A 16,362-nucleotide genomic window follows, 5' to 3' on the forward strand; every position below is an offset into this window, starting at 1 on the left:
GCCCTTTTTTTATTCCCGAAACAGAATTGACCCCTGTAGGAGCTGCCGCAGGCTGCGATCCTTTGATCTTGTTTTTTTAAAATCAAAAGATCGCAGCCTGCGGCAGCTCCTACAGAGATGGTTGTATATTCTATGTTGGTCTTAATAAATAGCTTCTTATTCCTTAACGAATATAAATCCTCTCCCTATACTCGACCGAGAACAGACACGCAGCAGGAGAGCTCCCCCATGCGCAACGAATCAATTCGCTACCTGATTGTGCCGGGCTGGCAAGGATCGCCGGAAGATCATTGGCAAAGCCACTGGCAGAACAGCCTGCCGAACAGTGCGCGGGTGGAGCAGGCCGACTGGCTGACGCCACGTCGCGAAGACTGGGTCGCGGCGCTGGCCGAGGCGATTGCCGCCGACAGCACGCCGGTCATCCTGATCGCCCACAGCCTGGGTTGCATCACCGTCGCCCATTGGGCAGCGAGCGCCCCCGTGCAGTTTTTGCGTCAAGTACGCGGTGCCTTGCTCGTCGCGCCGGCAGATGTCGAACGCCCGGCCTGCGTGCCGGCCTTGCGTAACTTCGCGCCGATTCCGACGGACCTGCTGCCATTCCCGAGCCAGGTTGTCAGCTCCGACAACGACAGCGCCGTCAGTGCACCGCGTGCCCTGGAACTGGCGCGTCATTGGGGGGCCGAGGCGGGGATTCTGGCGGGGGCGGGGCATATCAACGTCAAGTCCGGTCACCAGCGCTGGGAGCAGGGTTTTGCCTATCTCTATCGCTTGCAGAACCGCATGGAACACCACGCCCTGCGTCGCGCTTGAACACTTTCTTTATTTAACGCCCCCGTCTCCCGGCGGTTTTGGGCGGGAGTCTGCCATGAGCTTTGAAACCTTCGGTCAGCCGCTGCTGACCTTTCCCGATGCCGAAAAAAGTCCCCTGAGCATCCGCGCCAAGGCGCTAGTGTTTGTCGATCCGCGTTCGCGGCAATTGCGTGAAGACCTGGAGCAACTGGCCACGCGTTCAGTGTCAGTGCTGATCCGTGGCGAAACCGGCACCGGCAAGGAATTGCTGGCGCGGCATATCCATCGCGCCAGTGATCGCGGCGGGTTATTCGTCTCGGTCAACTGCGGCGCCATCAGCCCGACTTACGCCGACGCCGAGTTGTTCGGCTATGCGGCGGGCAGTTACAGCGGCTCGGCGAGCAGTCGTGCCGGGTGGTTCGGTTCGGCTAACGGCGGCACGCTGTACCTGGACGAAATCGGCGACCTGCCGCTGCCGATCCAGATCAAGCTGCTTGCCGCACTGGAAAACCACGAAGTCACCCGCGTCGGTGCCCAGCAGCCGAGCCCGGTGGATGTGCGGCTGGTAGCGGCCACCAGCATCGATCTGGCCCAGGCGGTTGCCGCCGGAAAATTCCATGAACGGCTCTATCACTACCTCAGCGAAGGCCCGCTCGAATTGCCGGCGTTGCGTGAGAGGGTGGGGGATATCCTCTCGCTGGCGGAGTACTTCCTCGGCATCTACAGCCAACGCCTGGACCTGCCGGTACCGCTGATCAGCGAGGAGGCGCAACAAGTGTTGGAACGGCACAGTTGGCCGGGCAATACCAGGGAGCTGGAGAACGTCATTCACTTTGCATTGCTGGTCAGTACGGGTGACGAAATATTGCCGGAACATTTGAATCTGTCGGTTGCCCGGCCATCTGCGGTTCTTATACAAGGATGGATAGATCAACTTGTTCAACAAGGAGATGTCGCTGAAGTCCGGGCGCTGAAAAAACATTTCACAAGCATCAATATATAAACTCATTGATTATATTTATAACGAAACCAGGCAATTGATTGTTGCTTGGTTTTTTTGTGGGGGCTGATCCTTGTTTTATATTTTGTAATATTTGCAGTGTGGTTGTGACAATTTTGCGTTTTGCAGGCCGATGGCGTTTGATATATCTTTTAACTTCTCTTGGATACATTGATATCCGTCATTGTTAAATATCATATGAAAAAGGATTTTTCTGTGAGGCTTGTTGAAAATAATGCTGCGATAGCCCCTGGTGCCGACGATGAGTTGGAAGATATCAATCCTCTTGTCGAGGGTCATATGCCCGCTGATCCGGGGATGGCACCCTTGTCTTTTCAAGAGGCTGATTCTCCTGAGTGGATAGACCTCAAACGATTTCAAGTCTTCTCGACTTCGGGCGGAGATACAATTTACGCCAATGGGTATCAGCAGTTGAAATTGATGGTAGTTGTGCAAGCTGTAGGCGATGGGGAAAAGGTAGTAGGAATTTCCCAAAGCGAGTTCGACAGCATTCAACTGCTGGATGCCTATTCCGGCATAGCCCTGCCGATAGACAACATTCGAGACGGCGAGGAACGGGCGTGGAAGTGCACGCTGGAACGACGCTTACCCTACGAGCCGTTTCCTCACACGGGTGAACTGCATGGCCCGGTTGTGCGGGGGAAAGCCATCTTTCTCAAGGAGTTCTACGTCAGCAGCAACTCTCCCGAGCCCATCAAGCTGATTGCAGCCATTACCCGTTCGGACGGGGAGGCGTTCTATTCGGAAGAAACCTCGGAATTCGGTGAAATAAGCCTGAGGACCGTTCCACCGCCGATCTATCGAAAAGAACAGTTCAGGGTCAAACACCTATCCGGCAACTGTGAACTGACAGAGAACGTTGCCAAGGTTGATCGATATGTTCTGGACCTGTTAGTGGATCAGCACCATATAAAATTCGTCAATTGCTCGATTACCGGCGTGTTGCAGGCACGCAGTGAGCATCCCGACTATCTCGGGTATTACGCCGTTGGCTATTTTAAAGGGCTCAAGGCTGATCATGGCGCAGCGGTATTGTGGGAAACAGCCGATCAACTTGCGATCTACCATGATGAGCAAGGCAAAGTCACTTTCTTGATGCACTTTGCCAGAAATGGCGGAACGTCCCAGGTTCGATATGATCATTTGTTGGTGAAGATGTTTGTTCGGGATATGTATGGGAACAGGCATGAAGTCGACGTCGCAATGAACACCCGAAATCCTTCGATGATCGAAGTTGTTTAATTTTACTGTGTCTGCAAAGTCAAGGAATGATGATGAGTACAGCAGTGCCAGAAGTGGAGTCCAACGCATTCAATTTTTCTGAGTTTATCCAGTCTGGAGTTGATGTCCGTACCGGCTCTTATAGTACCAGCATTAATCTCGCGGGGTGGGTGGCTAACAATATCAACGGTCCGCAGGTATCCTTTAGTATTTCATTCGATAGTTTCCGCACAACAGATCTCGGTTGGGGACGCGGTTGGTCATTGGGTTTGAGCTCCTACAATCGGAAGACCCGTAAACTGACCCTTGCAAGCGGAGTTTCTTATCGTGTCTACATCAGCCGAGGGCGGCTCGTCGTCAAGGATAAAAAGCTTCAAGACACCCGGGTCACGCTCGACGGCGACAATCTGGTTGTCAGCCATAAAAACGGTCTGATCGAGAGGTTGGTCAGGCCGGATGAAACGTATGACGAATGGATGCCCGAACAGGTTCACTCCAACGAAGGGCGCTCGATCAGTCTGAAATACATGTTGGTACGGGGCCGCCGCGTCCTGCACGAAATTCACGATCAGCAACACCGTGTCGTGGCCCTGAGTTATGAAACGAAAGATCAACCCGCCAGCATTACCGTATGGCCTGATCATCCGCAAAGACGCTTGAAGTTTGTTTTGCGGGTTCGCGATGGATGGCTCCGGCAGATAACCCTTGATCACGGTCCCGCCGAGCACCTTGCATGGTCATTCGATTACCAATTACTCAATGGTTTTCTGGTCATGACGGATGTCCGCGCGCCGGGTGGCAGTGTCGAGAGTATTGAGTACGATCCTCAGAAGCATCGGTTACCGCTCGGGGCACCAATCAATGCTTTGCCGGCTGTGCTGCGCAGTGTTCTGGTGCCGGGTACAGGGTTGCCGACGATCACCCGTGCCTATGAATACTCCGACAAAAACTTCCTCGGCTATCAATCGGGACTTCGTTGGGCGCAGGATGGGGACCATCTGCATGGGCACAAAGGGCCTTATACCTACTCCTGTACCGAATGCCTGGTTACGGGTGTGGGCGACAAGACAGTTGAACTGAGTCGCATCGAAAGAACCTACAACCGCTTCCACCTGATGATCTCGGAAAAGTCCGCTTCCGACGGGAAGGTGCAGCAAAGAACGATTATCTATCACGATATTGACAGTCTGGACTTCTCCGATCAGCCCGCCCATTTTCAACTGCAGAAAACATCTGTCGTCAGTTATTTCGATACTTCTACGAACGCCGCGCCCCGAACCGAAACCACCCATACGACCTATGATGAATCCGGCAATCTGCTAACGCAGATAAATCCGAGCGGAGCCCGGGAGGAATACGTCTATTATCCGGCAGAAGGTGCCGAGGGTTGCCCCCCCAACCCACTGGGTTTCGTCACGGCATTGAAGGAGCGATCGGTCACGCCTTCACCTGATTTTGCCCCGGCGCCGACGGTCATTGTCCGTTTTTCCTACATTGACTTGCCCTCCATGCGCGAAGACGGTCACCGGTTCTTGTTGCCTCAAAGCGAAAAGCTGTTTGAAGGGGAGAATGAAAAGCCATGCGTGGATACTCGATTCGAGTACATCGATGATGCCAGCGATACGTTTTACGGACGCCTCAAGAGTCGCTCGCAAGCCGAGCACAACGGCAACCGCCGTCTCGAATTCAAATATTCAATTGATGGGGATTGGGTAGAAACCCGTCAACAATTGTACGTGGGTAGCGAAAGGCATGATCGCAAAGTCTGGCATGACCGATTTATCGGACAGGAAGTCAAGCTTCGGGATGGGGGCGGCAGTGAGTTGTTGAAGAAGTACGACAATCTGAACCGTGTCGTTCGCGAGACAGCGGCATTCGATGGAACGGATATCGCGTCACGCATCACTGAATTCTACGGCGAAAGCCAGTCAGAGGACGGCGCAACCATCGGCATCACTAACATACGGGGTGTGCTGAGCAAGATTTGGCTCGACGGGGTCGGGCGCACGACCAAAGTCAAAGTTCAGGATGTCGATTCACCCGAAAAGCCAATGCGTTTGAGCTATGAGGCCCACTACGACAATTTTGGTCGACTGGTGAGCGAAGTCAGCCAGGATTGGTGCGATGACAAGGCCACTGCGTCAACCACGACCTACAGCCACGACGGCTGGGGGCGCGTATGCAGAACGGTAGGTCCTGATGGTGTCGCGGTGAACGATGTGTTTGACCCGGTTTCATTGACTCGAACATGCTGGTGCGACGGCGCTGGAAAAACCCGTTCTGTATTGAACGTGTTCGGTAAGCCAGATCGGGAAGAACGCATCGATTCCGAAGATGTGGTCACTATTACCGCGACTTTTTCCTATGACGGACTTGGGCGTTGCCTGACGCAAACCAACGAGGCAGGATTCGAAACGCGCTTGCGTTATGACCTTTTCGGTCGTCTGATCGAGACGGTTCTGCCGGATGGTACTTCGATAAAAAAAAAGTATGACCCTCTGAGCACGGGTGATCATCCGATCGAAATCAGTGCCGATGACTACGTGTTGGGCACCCGGACTTATGACGGTTTATTACGTGTCACCCGTACGACCGTCGGCGGCAGAACCGAAAAAAGGACCTATGAAGGTGGTGGCGCTCAAGCTGTGCAGCAAGTGACGGCGGCGGGCGATATTTTCAGGTTCACTCTTGATCCCATGCTCAACGGGGCCGTGACCGCGCGGATGGGCAGCCACGCTCAATCAGCCAGATATCGATTTGATCCATTGACCGGGCAACTCGTCGAAACCTCCAGCCCTGCCATCCAGCGCCGGGTTGAGTACGCCAGGTCGGGCAAAGAGAAGTCCCAGGAGTGGATCTCCAGAGAAGGCCGCTTCGGCACCGCCACTACCCGTTCATTGAATGGGCTGCCCATCAGCTTTACCGATGTTAACGATGTAGAAACTACTTATGTCTATGACACTGCGGCGCGGCCCGTAGAAATTAAGCAGGGACCGGTTCTGGCGAAGTACACCTACGGTGCCCGGGGCCAGTTGCTGACATTGAGTGTCGAGGACACCGCCTCGAAACGTTCGCTGACGACCACCTTGATTCACGATGAGTTCGGTCGTGAGATCCAGCGTATTTCGCAGTTCGGCGACGGATCTCGCCTGGAAATCCTTCAAGTGTTTGGGGTCGATGACAAACTTCAACAGCGATCGTTGGTGTCCGGTACGCAATCACGTACAGAAACCTTCGCCTACGACAGGCGCGGGCGCCTGAAGCGCTATGACTGTGAGGGCACGCAGGCACCGATCGATGCCTGGGGAAAACGCATTGATTTTCAGGAATTCACCTACGACTACCTCGATAACCTGTTGACGGTGCGTACGGGGTTCGATGGGGAGGTGAACCTGTGCAGGTTTTCCTACGATCGCCCTGATAAAACCCAGTTGAGTTCACTGACTCACAGTCACGCGCACTATCAACCCGGGCAAGTGAGCTTCGAATACGATGCCAACGGTAATCTGCTCAACGATAACCAAGGGCGCACGTTCAGATATGACACGCTGAGTCGGCTCGAAAGTGTGGCCAGCGCTGGCGGTCGTGCGCATTATCAATTCGACGGCGAAGATCAATTGCATGCGGTGGCTGCCGAATCCGGAGAGCTGATCAGGCTTTTCTATAGCGAGCATGCACTGTGCAGCGAAGTGGCCGGTAACCACCGACGCAGTCTGTTGTCAGGCGACGGCAAGTCCTTGGCCGAGCAGCAAGGTGACGACGTTGTCTTGTTTGTCACTGATGGTCAGGGCACGGCCCTTGCGCGCCTTGGATCTCAAGACGAATCTGTTTTGTCTTGTCTTCCTTATGGTGATCGCCCCGCATCGAGCGGACTTGGCGCCCTGCTGGGGTTTCAGGGTGAGCGACTGGACCCGTCAACCGGGTGCTATCTGCTCGGCAGGGGTTATCGGGCCTACAACCCCCGATTGATGCGATTTCACAGCCCCGACAGTTGGAGCCCCTTTGAGGAAGGTGGCATCAATGCCTATGCCTATTGTCTGGGAGATCCGGTCAATCTCAAGGATCCCACCGGGCATATCTCGACCTTGGGGTGGGTGAAAATCGGTGTGACCGCCGCCCTGGCCGCCGCCGCGATTGCCCTGACAGTCGTTACCGTGGGCGCAACCGCACCACTCGTGCCGATCTCGGCTAACGCCTTCGCCTTGTTAACACTGGAGGTCATTTCCGCGACGGTTTCAATTGCCTCGGCGGTTGTCGATGAGCTGGCCCCGGATACCGTTGGCGCCCAGCTATTGACCTACTCGTCGATAGCGCTGGGAGTGGTGTCGCTCGGGGCCACCGCGGTTGCAAAAATTGGCAGTAAAGGCATTGGCTTTGCGTTGACGAAAAGTGTGGGCTCCCTGGCGGACGTGGTGACTGCACAGCGAGGGGGCGCGCGCGTGGCGGTGGGGCAGCGTCTATACGGTGCTGTTTCCACGGCAAATGAGGCATTGAGAAGTACAGTCAAATTGCAGAGCCGGCTCAACAACGTGTTGACGGCAAAAACGGTAACCAGTGGGGTGAGTATCGCTTCTACATCAGCATTCATGGTCGCGAATTCGCAAAAGTACGCCGCCAAAGTCGACGAATTTCTTCAAGATCACTGGCCATCACTGGCTGAGGATTTCAGTGCTCAGAAGTTTCGAAGCGATGCAGCGGACGCTCTGGAGTCATTCACCCATGAGATTGGCGAGCGGATCGCTACGTTGCGTGGCACTTGAGCAATGATGACCAGAGATTTGAATGCTTTCAAAATGGAATATCAAAGCGAATAAAAGTTATTGTCCGGGAATAAAAAATCTCGGTATTGTCCGCTTCACACCAGCGATAGCACTTCACTGGCACTCTCGTTTTCAAGCCGTCGCCACAAGCGACTGTGATTTTCGATAAGGACACTGCATGAAAAAGGTTCTGTTGTTCACCGCACTGGCGGCTGCCCTGACCGCGGGCCTGGCCCAGGCTGGCGAGAAACTGGTGGTTGCCGCGACCCCGGTCCCACACGCCGAGATTCTCGAGCTGATCAAGCCAACCCTCGCCAAAGAAGGCGTGGACCTGGAAATCAAAGTCTTCACCGACTACGTTCAGCCGAACGTGCAGGTCGACCAGAAGCGTCTGGACGCCAACTACTTCCAGACCCTGCCGTACCTGAAGAGCTTCAACGAAGGCAAAGGCACTCACCTTGAAACCGTGATTGGCGTGCACGTTGAACCTTTCGGCGGCTACTCGAAGAAAGTCAAAACCCTGGCTGAGCTCAAAGATGGCGCGACCATTGCCATCCCGAACGAAGGCAGCAACAGCGGCCGTGCCCTGATCCTGCTGCAGAAGGCTGGCCTGATCGAGTTGAAAGACCCGAAAAACGCCGTGTCGACCCCGAAAGACATCGCCAAGAACCCGCACAACTTCAAGTTCAAGGAGCTTGAGTCCGCGATGTTGCCGCGTGTGCTGGATCAGGTTGACCTGGACATGATCAACACCAACTACGCACTGGAAGCGGGTCTGAACCCGGCTAAAGACGCCCTGGTAATCGAAGGTGCCGATTCGCCTTACGTGAACTTCCTGGTGGCCCGTCCGGACAACAAGGACAGCGTTGCCATCCAGAAACTGGCCAAGGCCCTGACCAGCCCGCAAGTGAAAGCATTCATCGAGAAGAAGTACAGCGGCGCGGTACTGCCGGCGTTCTGATTCGCGAAGCAAACCCCTTTAAGGTTTCAAACGCCGACGGCTGATTTAGCGTCGGCGTTTTTTTGGGGGCGATGGATTGCTCAGACTGGCGTCCCGGCAAATCACGCGTCGTTCAATCCGGCCAATACCATGCCGGTTCATCCAGCATGCGCTGGCCGACAATTGCGGTCTGGCCAAGATCTTTCTCCAGCACGATGCAGTTGCAGTCGGGGTCTTGCTGCAATGCCGAAATCAATCGCCGGGCATGGGACACCACCCACACCTGGCACTGCCCGGAGGCGCGGATGATCAAGCGCGCCAGCGCCGGCAGCAGATCCGGATGCAGGCTGGTTTCCGGCTCGTTCAACACCATGAGTGTCGGCGGCCGTGGTGTCAGCAGTGCGGCGACCAGCAGCAAATAGCGCAACGTCCCGTCCGACAACTCCGCCGCAGACAACGGCCGCAACAACCCCTCCTGATGAAACTCGATGGCGAAGCGCCCGCCCGGCAGCGGTTCGATAGCCAGCCTGGCGCCAGGAAACGCGTCGCTGATCGCGGCTCGCAATGCCTCGGGATCGCCGATTTCGATGATCGTTTGCAAGGCCGCCGCCAGGTCGCGTCCGTCGTGGTGCAGCACCGGCGTGCGGGTGCCCAGTTGCGGCTGGCGCACCGGGGCGTCGGTGTCGCTGCGAAAGTGATCGTAAAAGCGCCAGCGGCGGATGAACTCGCGCATCTCCAGCACTTCCGGCGAACTGCGCAAGCTGCCGACCTGATCGAACAGACTGTCGAACATCGGCGTGTGCTGCGCCAGCACATCCCACTTGCGATCGGCGCGGGCGCGGATCATTGGGCCATCACGATCGACCAGCAGACTGGCCGGACGATAGAACGCTCCAGCCCAGAGGCATTCGCGCTTGATCTGCGGGTCGAGGCCGAAGCGTGACGGTATGGGCGAACTGTGCCCGGGGAGCATGAAATGGCCATTGGAATCGGGCAGGCCCAGGCTGATCGAGTAGCCAAAATCTTCCCCGGCAAACCCCAGCCGCAGGCGTTTGACGCCCTGGCGCACCGTGGCCTCGACGGGCACTTCGCTATTGCGCATACGCCGGGTGATGGTTTCCGGGCCCGCCCAGAAGGTCGAATTCAGCCCACCTTCGCGGGCCAGCGCATTGACCACGCCGCCCTGAGCGGTTTCCGCCAGCAGGCGCAGTGCACGGTAAAGGTTGGATTTACCGCTGCCATTAGGGCCGGTGATCAGATTCAGCCGGCCCAAGGGGATCACCAATTTGTTGATCGAGCGGTAATTGGCCACCGCGAGGGTCTTGAGCATATGGGTTCCTGAGGCGAGATCGAGCGGGCTCATTTTCAGGTACGTGCAGGCGTCTATGACACGTGTTTTTGGGGGAAAACGTTATGAATTGTTTCTTCATAAAGGGAGCGTGCGCCGTTGAAATCCTGTTCTAAGCTCTCTGTCGAGTTGTCCATAAAAAGGCCAAGGAGTTTGCATGGCGGTTCCCGGATTGAAAGTAGTCATGGCCTTGAGTGTCGTCACCCTGCTAACGGCTTGCGAGGAGAAAAAGCCCGTACAGGAATACCTGCCACGGGTGTTCGTGCAGGTCGTCAAGCCAGCGGATTACGCGGCCTCGGTCACCCTCACCGGTGATATCCAGGCGCGGGTACAGACGGAGCTGTCTTTCCGCGTCGGTGGCAAGATCATCCAGCGCTCGGTTGACGTCGGTGATCGTGTGACCGCCAAGCAAGTGCTCGCCCGGCTCGATCCCAAGGATCTGCAGACCAATGTCGACTCGGCCCAGGCACAAGTGGTCGCCGAACAGGCGCGGGTGAAGCAGAGCGAGCTGGCGTTCGTACGTCAGCAAAAACTCTTGCCCAAGGGCTACACCAGCCAGAGCGAATATGACTCTGCTCAGGCCGCCTTGCACAGCAGCCAGAGCGCCCTGAGCGCGGCCCAGGCGCAGTTGGCCAATGCCAGGGATCAGTTGAGCTATACGGCGCTGATTGCCGATGCGCCGGGGATCATTACCGAGCGTCAGGCGGAAGTCGGCCAGGTGGTGCAGGCGACGATGCCGATCTTCAGACTGGCCCGGGACGGCGACCGCGATGCGGTGTTCAACGTTTATGAATCGCTGCTGGCCGAGAAGCCGAAGGATCAAACCATCGTCCTGAGTCTGCTCGACAACCCGGCAATCAAAACCACTGGCACTGTACGTGAAGTCACCCCGTCGGTGTCGGCGCAATCCGGCACCGTGCAGGTCAAGGTCGGTCTCGACAGCCTGCCCGACGGCATGCAATTGGGCTCGGTGGTGAGTGCCACGGGCAAGGGGTCGGGCAAGTCGGTTATCGAGTTGCCGTGGTCGGCGCTGACCAAAAACATCAGCAATCCTGCTGTCTGGATTGTCGACGACAAGGGCAAGGCGCAATTGCATTCGGTGACGGTCAGCCGCTACCTGACGGGCAAGGTCATCATCAGTGGCGGGTTGAAGGACGGGGACAAAGTCATCATCGCGGGCGGGCAACTGTTGCACCCGGACATGGAAGTCGAGATTGCCGAAAACACTTACAAGGACCTGACGTGGGGAGCAAAGCCATGAAGCCTTTATGGGCGTTGTCCATCGGGCTGGTGCTGAGCGCCTGTTCCAAGAGCGAACCGCCGCCGGCGCCGGTACGGCCGGTGCTATCGATCAAGGTCCAGGCCTTGAGCGAAGAGGATCTGGGCCGCTTCGCCGGCAGTATCCAGGCTCGCTATGAAAGCAATACCGGGTTCCGCGTGGGCGGGCGAATCGCCAGTCGTAACGTCGATGTCGGCACCGAAGTCGAGAAGGGCACATTGCTCGCCACCCTCGATCCTTCAGATCAGCAGAACCAATTGCGCTCGGCCCAGGGCGATCTGGCGAAAATCCAGGCGCAACTGATCAACGCCAAGGCCACTGCCCAGCGTCAGCAAGCCTTGTTTGACCGCGGGGTCGGCGCGCAAGCGCAACTCGATGAGGCCAACACGGACCTGAAAACCACCCAGGCCTCCCTCGATCAGGCCCGGGCAGCCGTCAACCAGAGCAAGGACCAACTGGGCTACACCGAGTTGCGTGTCGACCATAAAGCCGTGGTCACCGCGTGGAGCGCCGAGGCCGGGCAAGTGGTGACGGCCGGTCAGCAAGTGGTGACCCTGGCGCAGCCGGACATCAAGGAAGCGGTGATCGACCTGCCCGATACCCTGGTCGATCAACTGCCCAGCGATGTGGTGTTCCTGGTCGCCGCGCAACTCGATCCGAGCATCAATACCACCGCCATCATCCGTGAAATCGAACCTCAGGCCCAAAGCGCCACACGCACCCGTCGTGCCCGCCTGACCCTGGCCGAAACGCCACAGGGCTTCCGCTTGGGTACGGCCATCAGCGTCACCCTGAGCTCGGCGATCAAGCCGCGCATCGAGTTGCCGCTCACCGCGCTGCAGGAGGTCGATGGCAAGCCACGCATCTGGGTGATCGATGCACAGAGTAAAACCGTCTCTCCCCGTGACGTCACCGTGATCAGCCGCACCGAAAGCACTGTGGTGCTGGCCGACGGCGTGAAGAACGGCGAGCGAGTGGTCAGTGCCGGTGTGAACAGCCTCAAACCGGGGCAACAAGTGAAAATCGACGAGGACAGTCAATGAAAGGGCCTTTCAACCTCTCGGAATGGGCCCTCAAGCATCAGTCGTTCATCTGGTATCTGATGTTCGTTGCGTTGCTGATGGGTGTGTTCTCGTACTTCAACCTGGGGCGCGAAGAAGACCCTTCGTTCACCATCAAAACCATGGTGATCCAGAGCAAATGGCCGGGGGCGACCCAGGAGGAAACCCTCAAACAGATCACTGACCGGATCGAGAAAAAGCTCGAAGAGCTCGACTCCCTCGACTACGTGAAAAGCTACACGCGCCCCGGCGAATCGACGGTGTACGTGTACCTGCGCGACACCACCAGTGCCAAGGACATCCCGGAGATCTGGTACCAGGTGCGCAAGAAGATCAACGACATCAAATACCAGTTCCCGCAAGGCATACAGGGGCCGTCATTCAACGATGAGTTCGGTGACGTCTTCGGCTCGATCTACGCCTTCACCGCCGACGGCCTGACGCTGCGTCAGTTGCGCGACTACGTGGAACAGGCGCGCATGGAAATTCGCGGTGTGCCGGGGTTGGGCAAGATCGAAATGGTCGGCCAGCAGGACGAAGTGCTGTACCTGAACTTCTCCACGCGCAAACTCGCAGCGCTGGGCATCGATGAGCGTCAGGTGGTGCAGAGCCTGCAAACCCAGAACGCCGTGACCCCGGCGGGTGTCATCGAGGCCGGGCCGGAGCGGATATCGGTGCGCACTTCAGGGAAGTTCGCTTCGGAGAAAGACCTGGCCGAGGTCAACCTCAAGCTCAACGACCGTTACTATCGTCTGGCCGACATTGCCGAAATCAGCCGTGGCTACGTCGATCCGGCCTCGCCGGAATTCCGCTACAACGGCAAACAGGCCATTGGCCTGGCGATCGCCATGCAGAAGGGTGGCAACGTCCAGGCATTCGGCAAGGCTTTGCACACCCGTATCGACGAGTTGACCGCCGACCTGCCGGTCGGTGTCGGCATTTACAACGTCTCCGACCAGGCCGTGGTGGTGGAGGAAGCCGTCGGCGGCTTTACCAGCGCGTTGTTTGAAGCAGTGGTGATCGTGCTGCTGGTCAGCTTCGTCAGCCTCGGTGTGCGCGCCGGGCTGGTGGTGGCGTGCTCGATCCCGTTGGTGCTGGCGATGGTGTTCGTGTTCATGGAATACAGCGGCATCACCATGCAGCGGATTTCCCTTGGTGCACTGATCATCGCCCTCGGCCTGCTGGTGGACGATGCGATGATCACCGTGGAAATGATGGTTACCCGTCTGGAGTTGGGCGAGACCAAGGAGCAGGCGGCGACCTTCGCCTACACCTCCACGGCGTTCCCGATGCTTACCGGTACGCTGGTGACGGTGGCGGGCTTCGTGCCGATCGGCTTGAACGCCAGCTCCGCCGGTGAATACACCTACACCCTGTTTGCGGTGATTGCCTGTGCGATGCTGGTGTCGTGGGTGGTGGCGGTGCTGTTTGCGCCGGTGATCGGCGTGCACATCCTCAGCACCAACGTGAAGCCCCACGAAGGCGAACCCGGGCGCATCGGCAAGGCGTTCAACGGCGGGCTGCTGTGGTGCATGCGCAATCGCTGGTGGGCCATTGGCATTACGGTGCTGTGTTTTGTGCTGGCGCTGTTCAGCATGCGCTACGTGCAGAACCAGTTCTTCCCGTCTTCGGATCGTCCTGAAATCCTGGTGGACCTGAACCTGCCGCAAAACGCCTCGCTCGACGAAACCCGCCGGGCCGTCGATCGACTCGAGGCCACGCTCAAGGACGATCCGGACATCGTGCGCTGGAGCACCTATGTCGGTCAGGGCGCGATCCGTTTCTATCTGCCACTGGACCAACAACTGCAAAACCCGTTCTACGCGCAGTTGGTGATCGTCAGCAAAGGCCATACCCGTGAGGCCATGATGCAGAAGCTTCGCGAGCGCTTGCGCAACGACTTCGTCGGCATCGGCAGTTATGTCCAGGCACTGGAAATGGGCCCGCCGGTAGGGCGTCCGATCCAGTACCGGGTCAGCGGCAAAGACGTCGATCAGGTGCGCCGCCATGCCATCGATCTGGCCACCGAGCTGGACAAGAACCCGCACGTTGGCGAGATCATCTACGACTGGAACGAACCGGGCAAAGTCCTGCGCATCGACATCGCCCAGGACAAGGCGCGGCAGTTGGGGTTGTCTTCCGAGGATGTGGCCAACCTGATGAACGGCATCGTCAGTGGCCAGGCGGTGACCCAGGTCGACGACGACATCTACCTGATCAACGTGGTCGGTCGCGCGGTAGATTCCGAACGCGGTACGCCGGAAACCCTGCAGAACCTGCAAATCGTCACGCCTAGCGGCACGTCGATTCCGTTGCTGGCGTTCGCCACGGTGCGCTACGAACTGGAGCAGCCGTTGGTATGGCGTAGGGATCGCCTGCCGACCATCACCATCAAGGCGGCGATACGCGACGAGATCCAGCCGACGGACCTGGTGAAAATCCTCAAGCCGTCCATCGACGCTTTCGCTGCCAAACTGCCGGCGGGTTACAAGGTCGCCACCGGTGGTACGGTGGAGGAAAGCGGCAAGGCCCAGGGGCCGATTGCCAAGGTTGTGCCGCTGATGCTGTTCTTGATGGCGACCTTCCTGATGATCCAGTTGCACAGCGTGCAGAAGCTGTTCCTGGTGGCCAGCGTCGCGCCGCTGGGGCTGATCGGCGTGGTGATCGCGCTGGTGCCTACCGGTACGCCAATGGGCTTCGTGGCGATCCTCGGGATTCTGGCGTTGATCGGTATCATCATCCGTAACTCGGTGATCCTGGTGACCCAGATCGAAGAGTACGAGCAGAAGGGCTACGCGCCGTGGGATGCGGTGGTGCAGGCCACCGAGCATCGACGTCGGCCGATCCTGCTGACCGCGGCGGCGGCGAGCATGGGGATGATCCCGATTGCCCGGGAAGTGTTCTGGGGGCCGATGGCCTACGCAATGATCGGCGGGATCGTCATCGCCACCTTGTTGACGCTGCTGTTTTTGCCGGCGCTGTATGTGGCCTGGTACAAGATTCGCGAGCCGAAGAAAGAGGCGCAGTAAGGGCGAGCGCTTCGCGCTCTATTCGCGGGCAAGCCCGCTCCCACAGGGATTGCGCTGAACCCTGTGGGAGCGGCGGTGCGGCGATCCGACTTGCTCGCGAAGACATCTGCTCTGGCAACAAAAGCAAAAGATCGCAGCCTTCGGCAGCTCCTACATCCCACCTACTGTAGGAGCTGCCGAAGGCTGCGATCTTTTGATCTGCGCTTTAGTCAGCGCGCCGCCAGACACTCGCCAACCAAGGCTGCTGCTCCCGCGGCAGCCCTGCCGGCCGGTAGTAATGCTCCAGCTCCACAAACCCCGCCTCGATCAACAATTGCTGCCAGGCCGCCAGGTCGTGGTACGACCCATAACGCGGTCCGTTCCAGCCTTCCTGATTCTCGCCACGTGGATTGGAACTGAACAACACCCCACCCGGTTTCAGCGCTCCCCACAACTGTTTCAACACCCGCGGTAATTCCTGACGCGGAACATGAAACAGCACCGCGTTGGCAAAAATCCCGTCGAAACGCTCGGCCGGCAGATCAAGCTTCAGGAAGTCCTGCTGCCACACCTCGCAACCGCTGTCCTCACGGGCCATCTGCGCGAATTTTTCCGAACCGTCGAGGCCGACCGCCTTGTGGCCCATACGGGTGAAGGTCTGCAAATCGCGACCCGGCCCGCAGCCAAAATCGAGAATGTCGAAAGGCGCCTCACCCTGAATATGCCGCAACAGGGCATCGATGTTCTGGCTGACATCGTGATCGCGCGTGCCTTCTCGGAAACTTTCCGCCGTCGAGTTGTAGTGGCCCAGGGTCGTGGCGGTGATCTGTTCGAGGTCGTCGGGTGTTTGCTTCATGGTCGGCTGCGCAGGTCATTGGGATCTGCCGAATATACGCCATCAGATCTGGGGCTGCTTTGCAGCCCATCGCGGGCAA

The 16,362-nt window shown here is 57.8% G+C and carries 10 protein-coding genes; 8 read left to right on the plus strand and 2 right to left on the minus strand.

From position 1 onward, the window contains the following. Nucleotides 1-228: 228 nt before the first annotated feature. The 5 genes from AC1D19_RS15780 (at nt 229) to AC1D19_RS15800 (ending at nt 8,752) form a co-directional block, all read left to right on the plus strand. Nucleotides 229-810 carry an alpha/beta hydrolase gene (locus AC1D19_RS15780; RefSeq protein WP_477755163.1) on the plus strand — a complete coding sequence of 194 codons (582 nt, stop codon included), beginning with the start codon at nt 229-231 and terminating at the stop codon, nt 808-810. Between the two features lie 55 nt (nt 811-865). Next, complete coding sequence (locus tag AC1D19_RS15785; protein ID WP_477755162.1) at nt 866-1,792, plus strand: sigma 54-interacting transcriptional regulator; 927 nt, start codon at nt 866-868, stop codon at nt 1,790-1,792. Nucleotides 1,793-1,987: 195 nt separating this feature from the next. Next, nucleotides 1,988-3,052, plus strand: a complete 1,065-nt coding sequence (locus tag AC1D19_RS15790; RefSeq protein ID WP_477763745.1) for a hypothetical protein — start codon at nt 1,988-1,990, stop codon at nt 3,050-3,052. Between the two features lie 32 nt (nt 3,053-3,084). Continuing rightward, nucleotides 3,085-7,791 (plus strand): RHS repeat domain-containing protein, encoded by a 4,707-nt coding sequence (locus tag AC1D19_RS15795; protein ID WP_477763746.1) that lies wholly within the window; start codon nt 3,085-3,087, stop codon nt 7,789-7,791. A 178-nt stretch (nt 7,792-7,969) separates the two neighbouring features. Next, a complete protein-coding gene (locus tag AC1D19_RS15800; protein WP_477755447.1) occupies nt 7,970-8,752 on the plus strand; it encodes a MetQ/NlpA family ABC transporter substrate-binding protein in 783 nt (260 codons plus the stop codon). A 112-nt stretch (nt 8,753-8,864) separates the two neighbouring features. On the opposite strand, the gene AC1D19_RS15805 is transcribed toward AC1D19_RS15800, so the two are convergent. Next, complete coding sequence (locus tag AC1D19_RS15805) at nt 8,865-10,061, minus strand: AAA family ATPase (RefSeq protein ID WP_477763747.1); 1,197 nt, start codon at nt 10,059-10,061, stop codon at nt 8,865-8,867. Nucleotides 10,062-10,236: 175 nt separating this feature from the next. Between AC1D19_RS15805 and AC1D19_RS15810 the strand changes: the two genes are divergently transcribed. Genes AC1D19_RS15810 through AC1D19_RS15820 form a run of 3 tightly spaced genes read left to right on the plus strand, consistent with a single transcriptional unit; the run spans nt 10,237 to nt 15,448 of the window. After that, a complete protein-coding gene (locus AC1D19_RS15810) occupies nt 10,237-11,340 on the plus strand; it encodes an efflux RND transporter periplasmic adaptor subunit (RefSeq protein ID WP_477763748.1) in 1,104 nt (367 codons plus the stop codon). Beyond that, nucleotides 11,337-12,401 (plus strand): efflux RND transporter periplasmic adaptor subunit, encoded by a 1,065-nt coding sequence (locus tag AC1D19_RS15815; RefSeq protein WP_477763749.1) that lies wholly within the window; start codon nt 11,337-11,339, stop codon nt 12,399-12,401. The genes AC1D19_RS15810 and AC1D19_RS15815 overlap by 4 nt, the downstream gene beginning before the upstream one ends. Further along, on the plus strand, nt 12,398-15,448 hold the full coding sequence (locus AC1D19_RS15820; RefSeq protein ID WP_477763750.1) for an efflux RND transporter permease subunit: 3,051 nt from the start codon (nt 12,398-12,400) through the stop codon (nt 15,446-15,448). Before AC1D19_RS15815 ends, AC1D19_RS15820 begins: the two co-directional genes overlap by 4 nt. Before the next feature lie 205 nt (nt 15,449-15,653). Here AC1D19_RS15820 and AC1D19_RS15825 read toward each other — a convergent pair whose 3' ends face one another. Next, nucleotides 15,654-16,283, minus strand: coding sequence for a class I SAM-dependent methyltransferase (locus tag AC1D19_RS15825; RefSeq protein ID WP_477763751.1), 630 nt, complete (start codon nt 16,281-16,283; stop codon nt 15,654-15,656). Nucleotides 16,284-16,362: the final 79 nt, after the last annotated feature.

Source organism: Pseudomonas sp. P1_C12 (assembly GCF_056406435.1).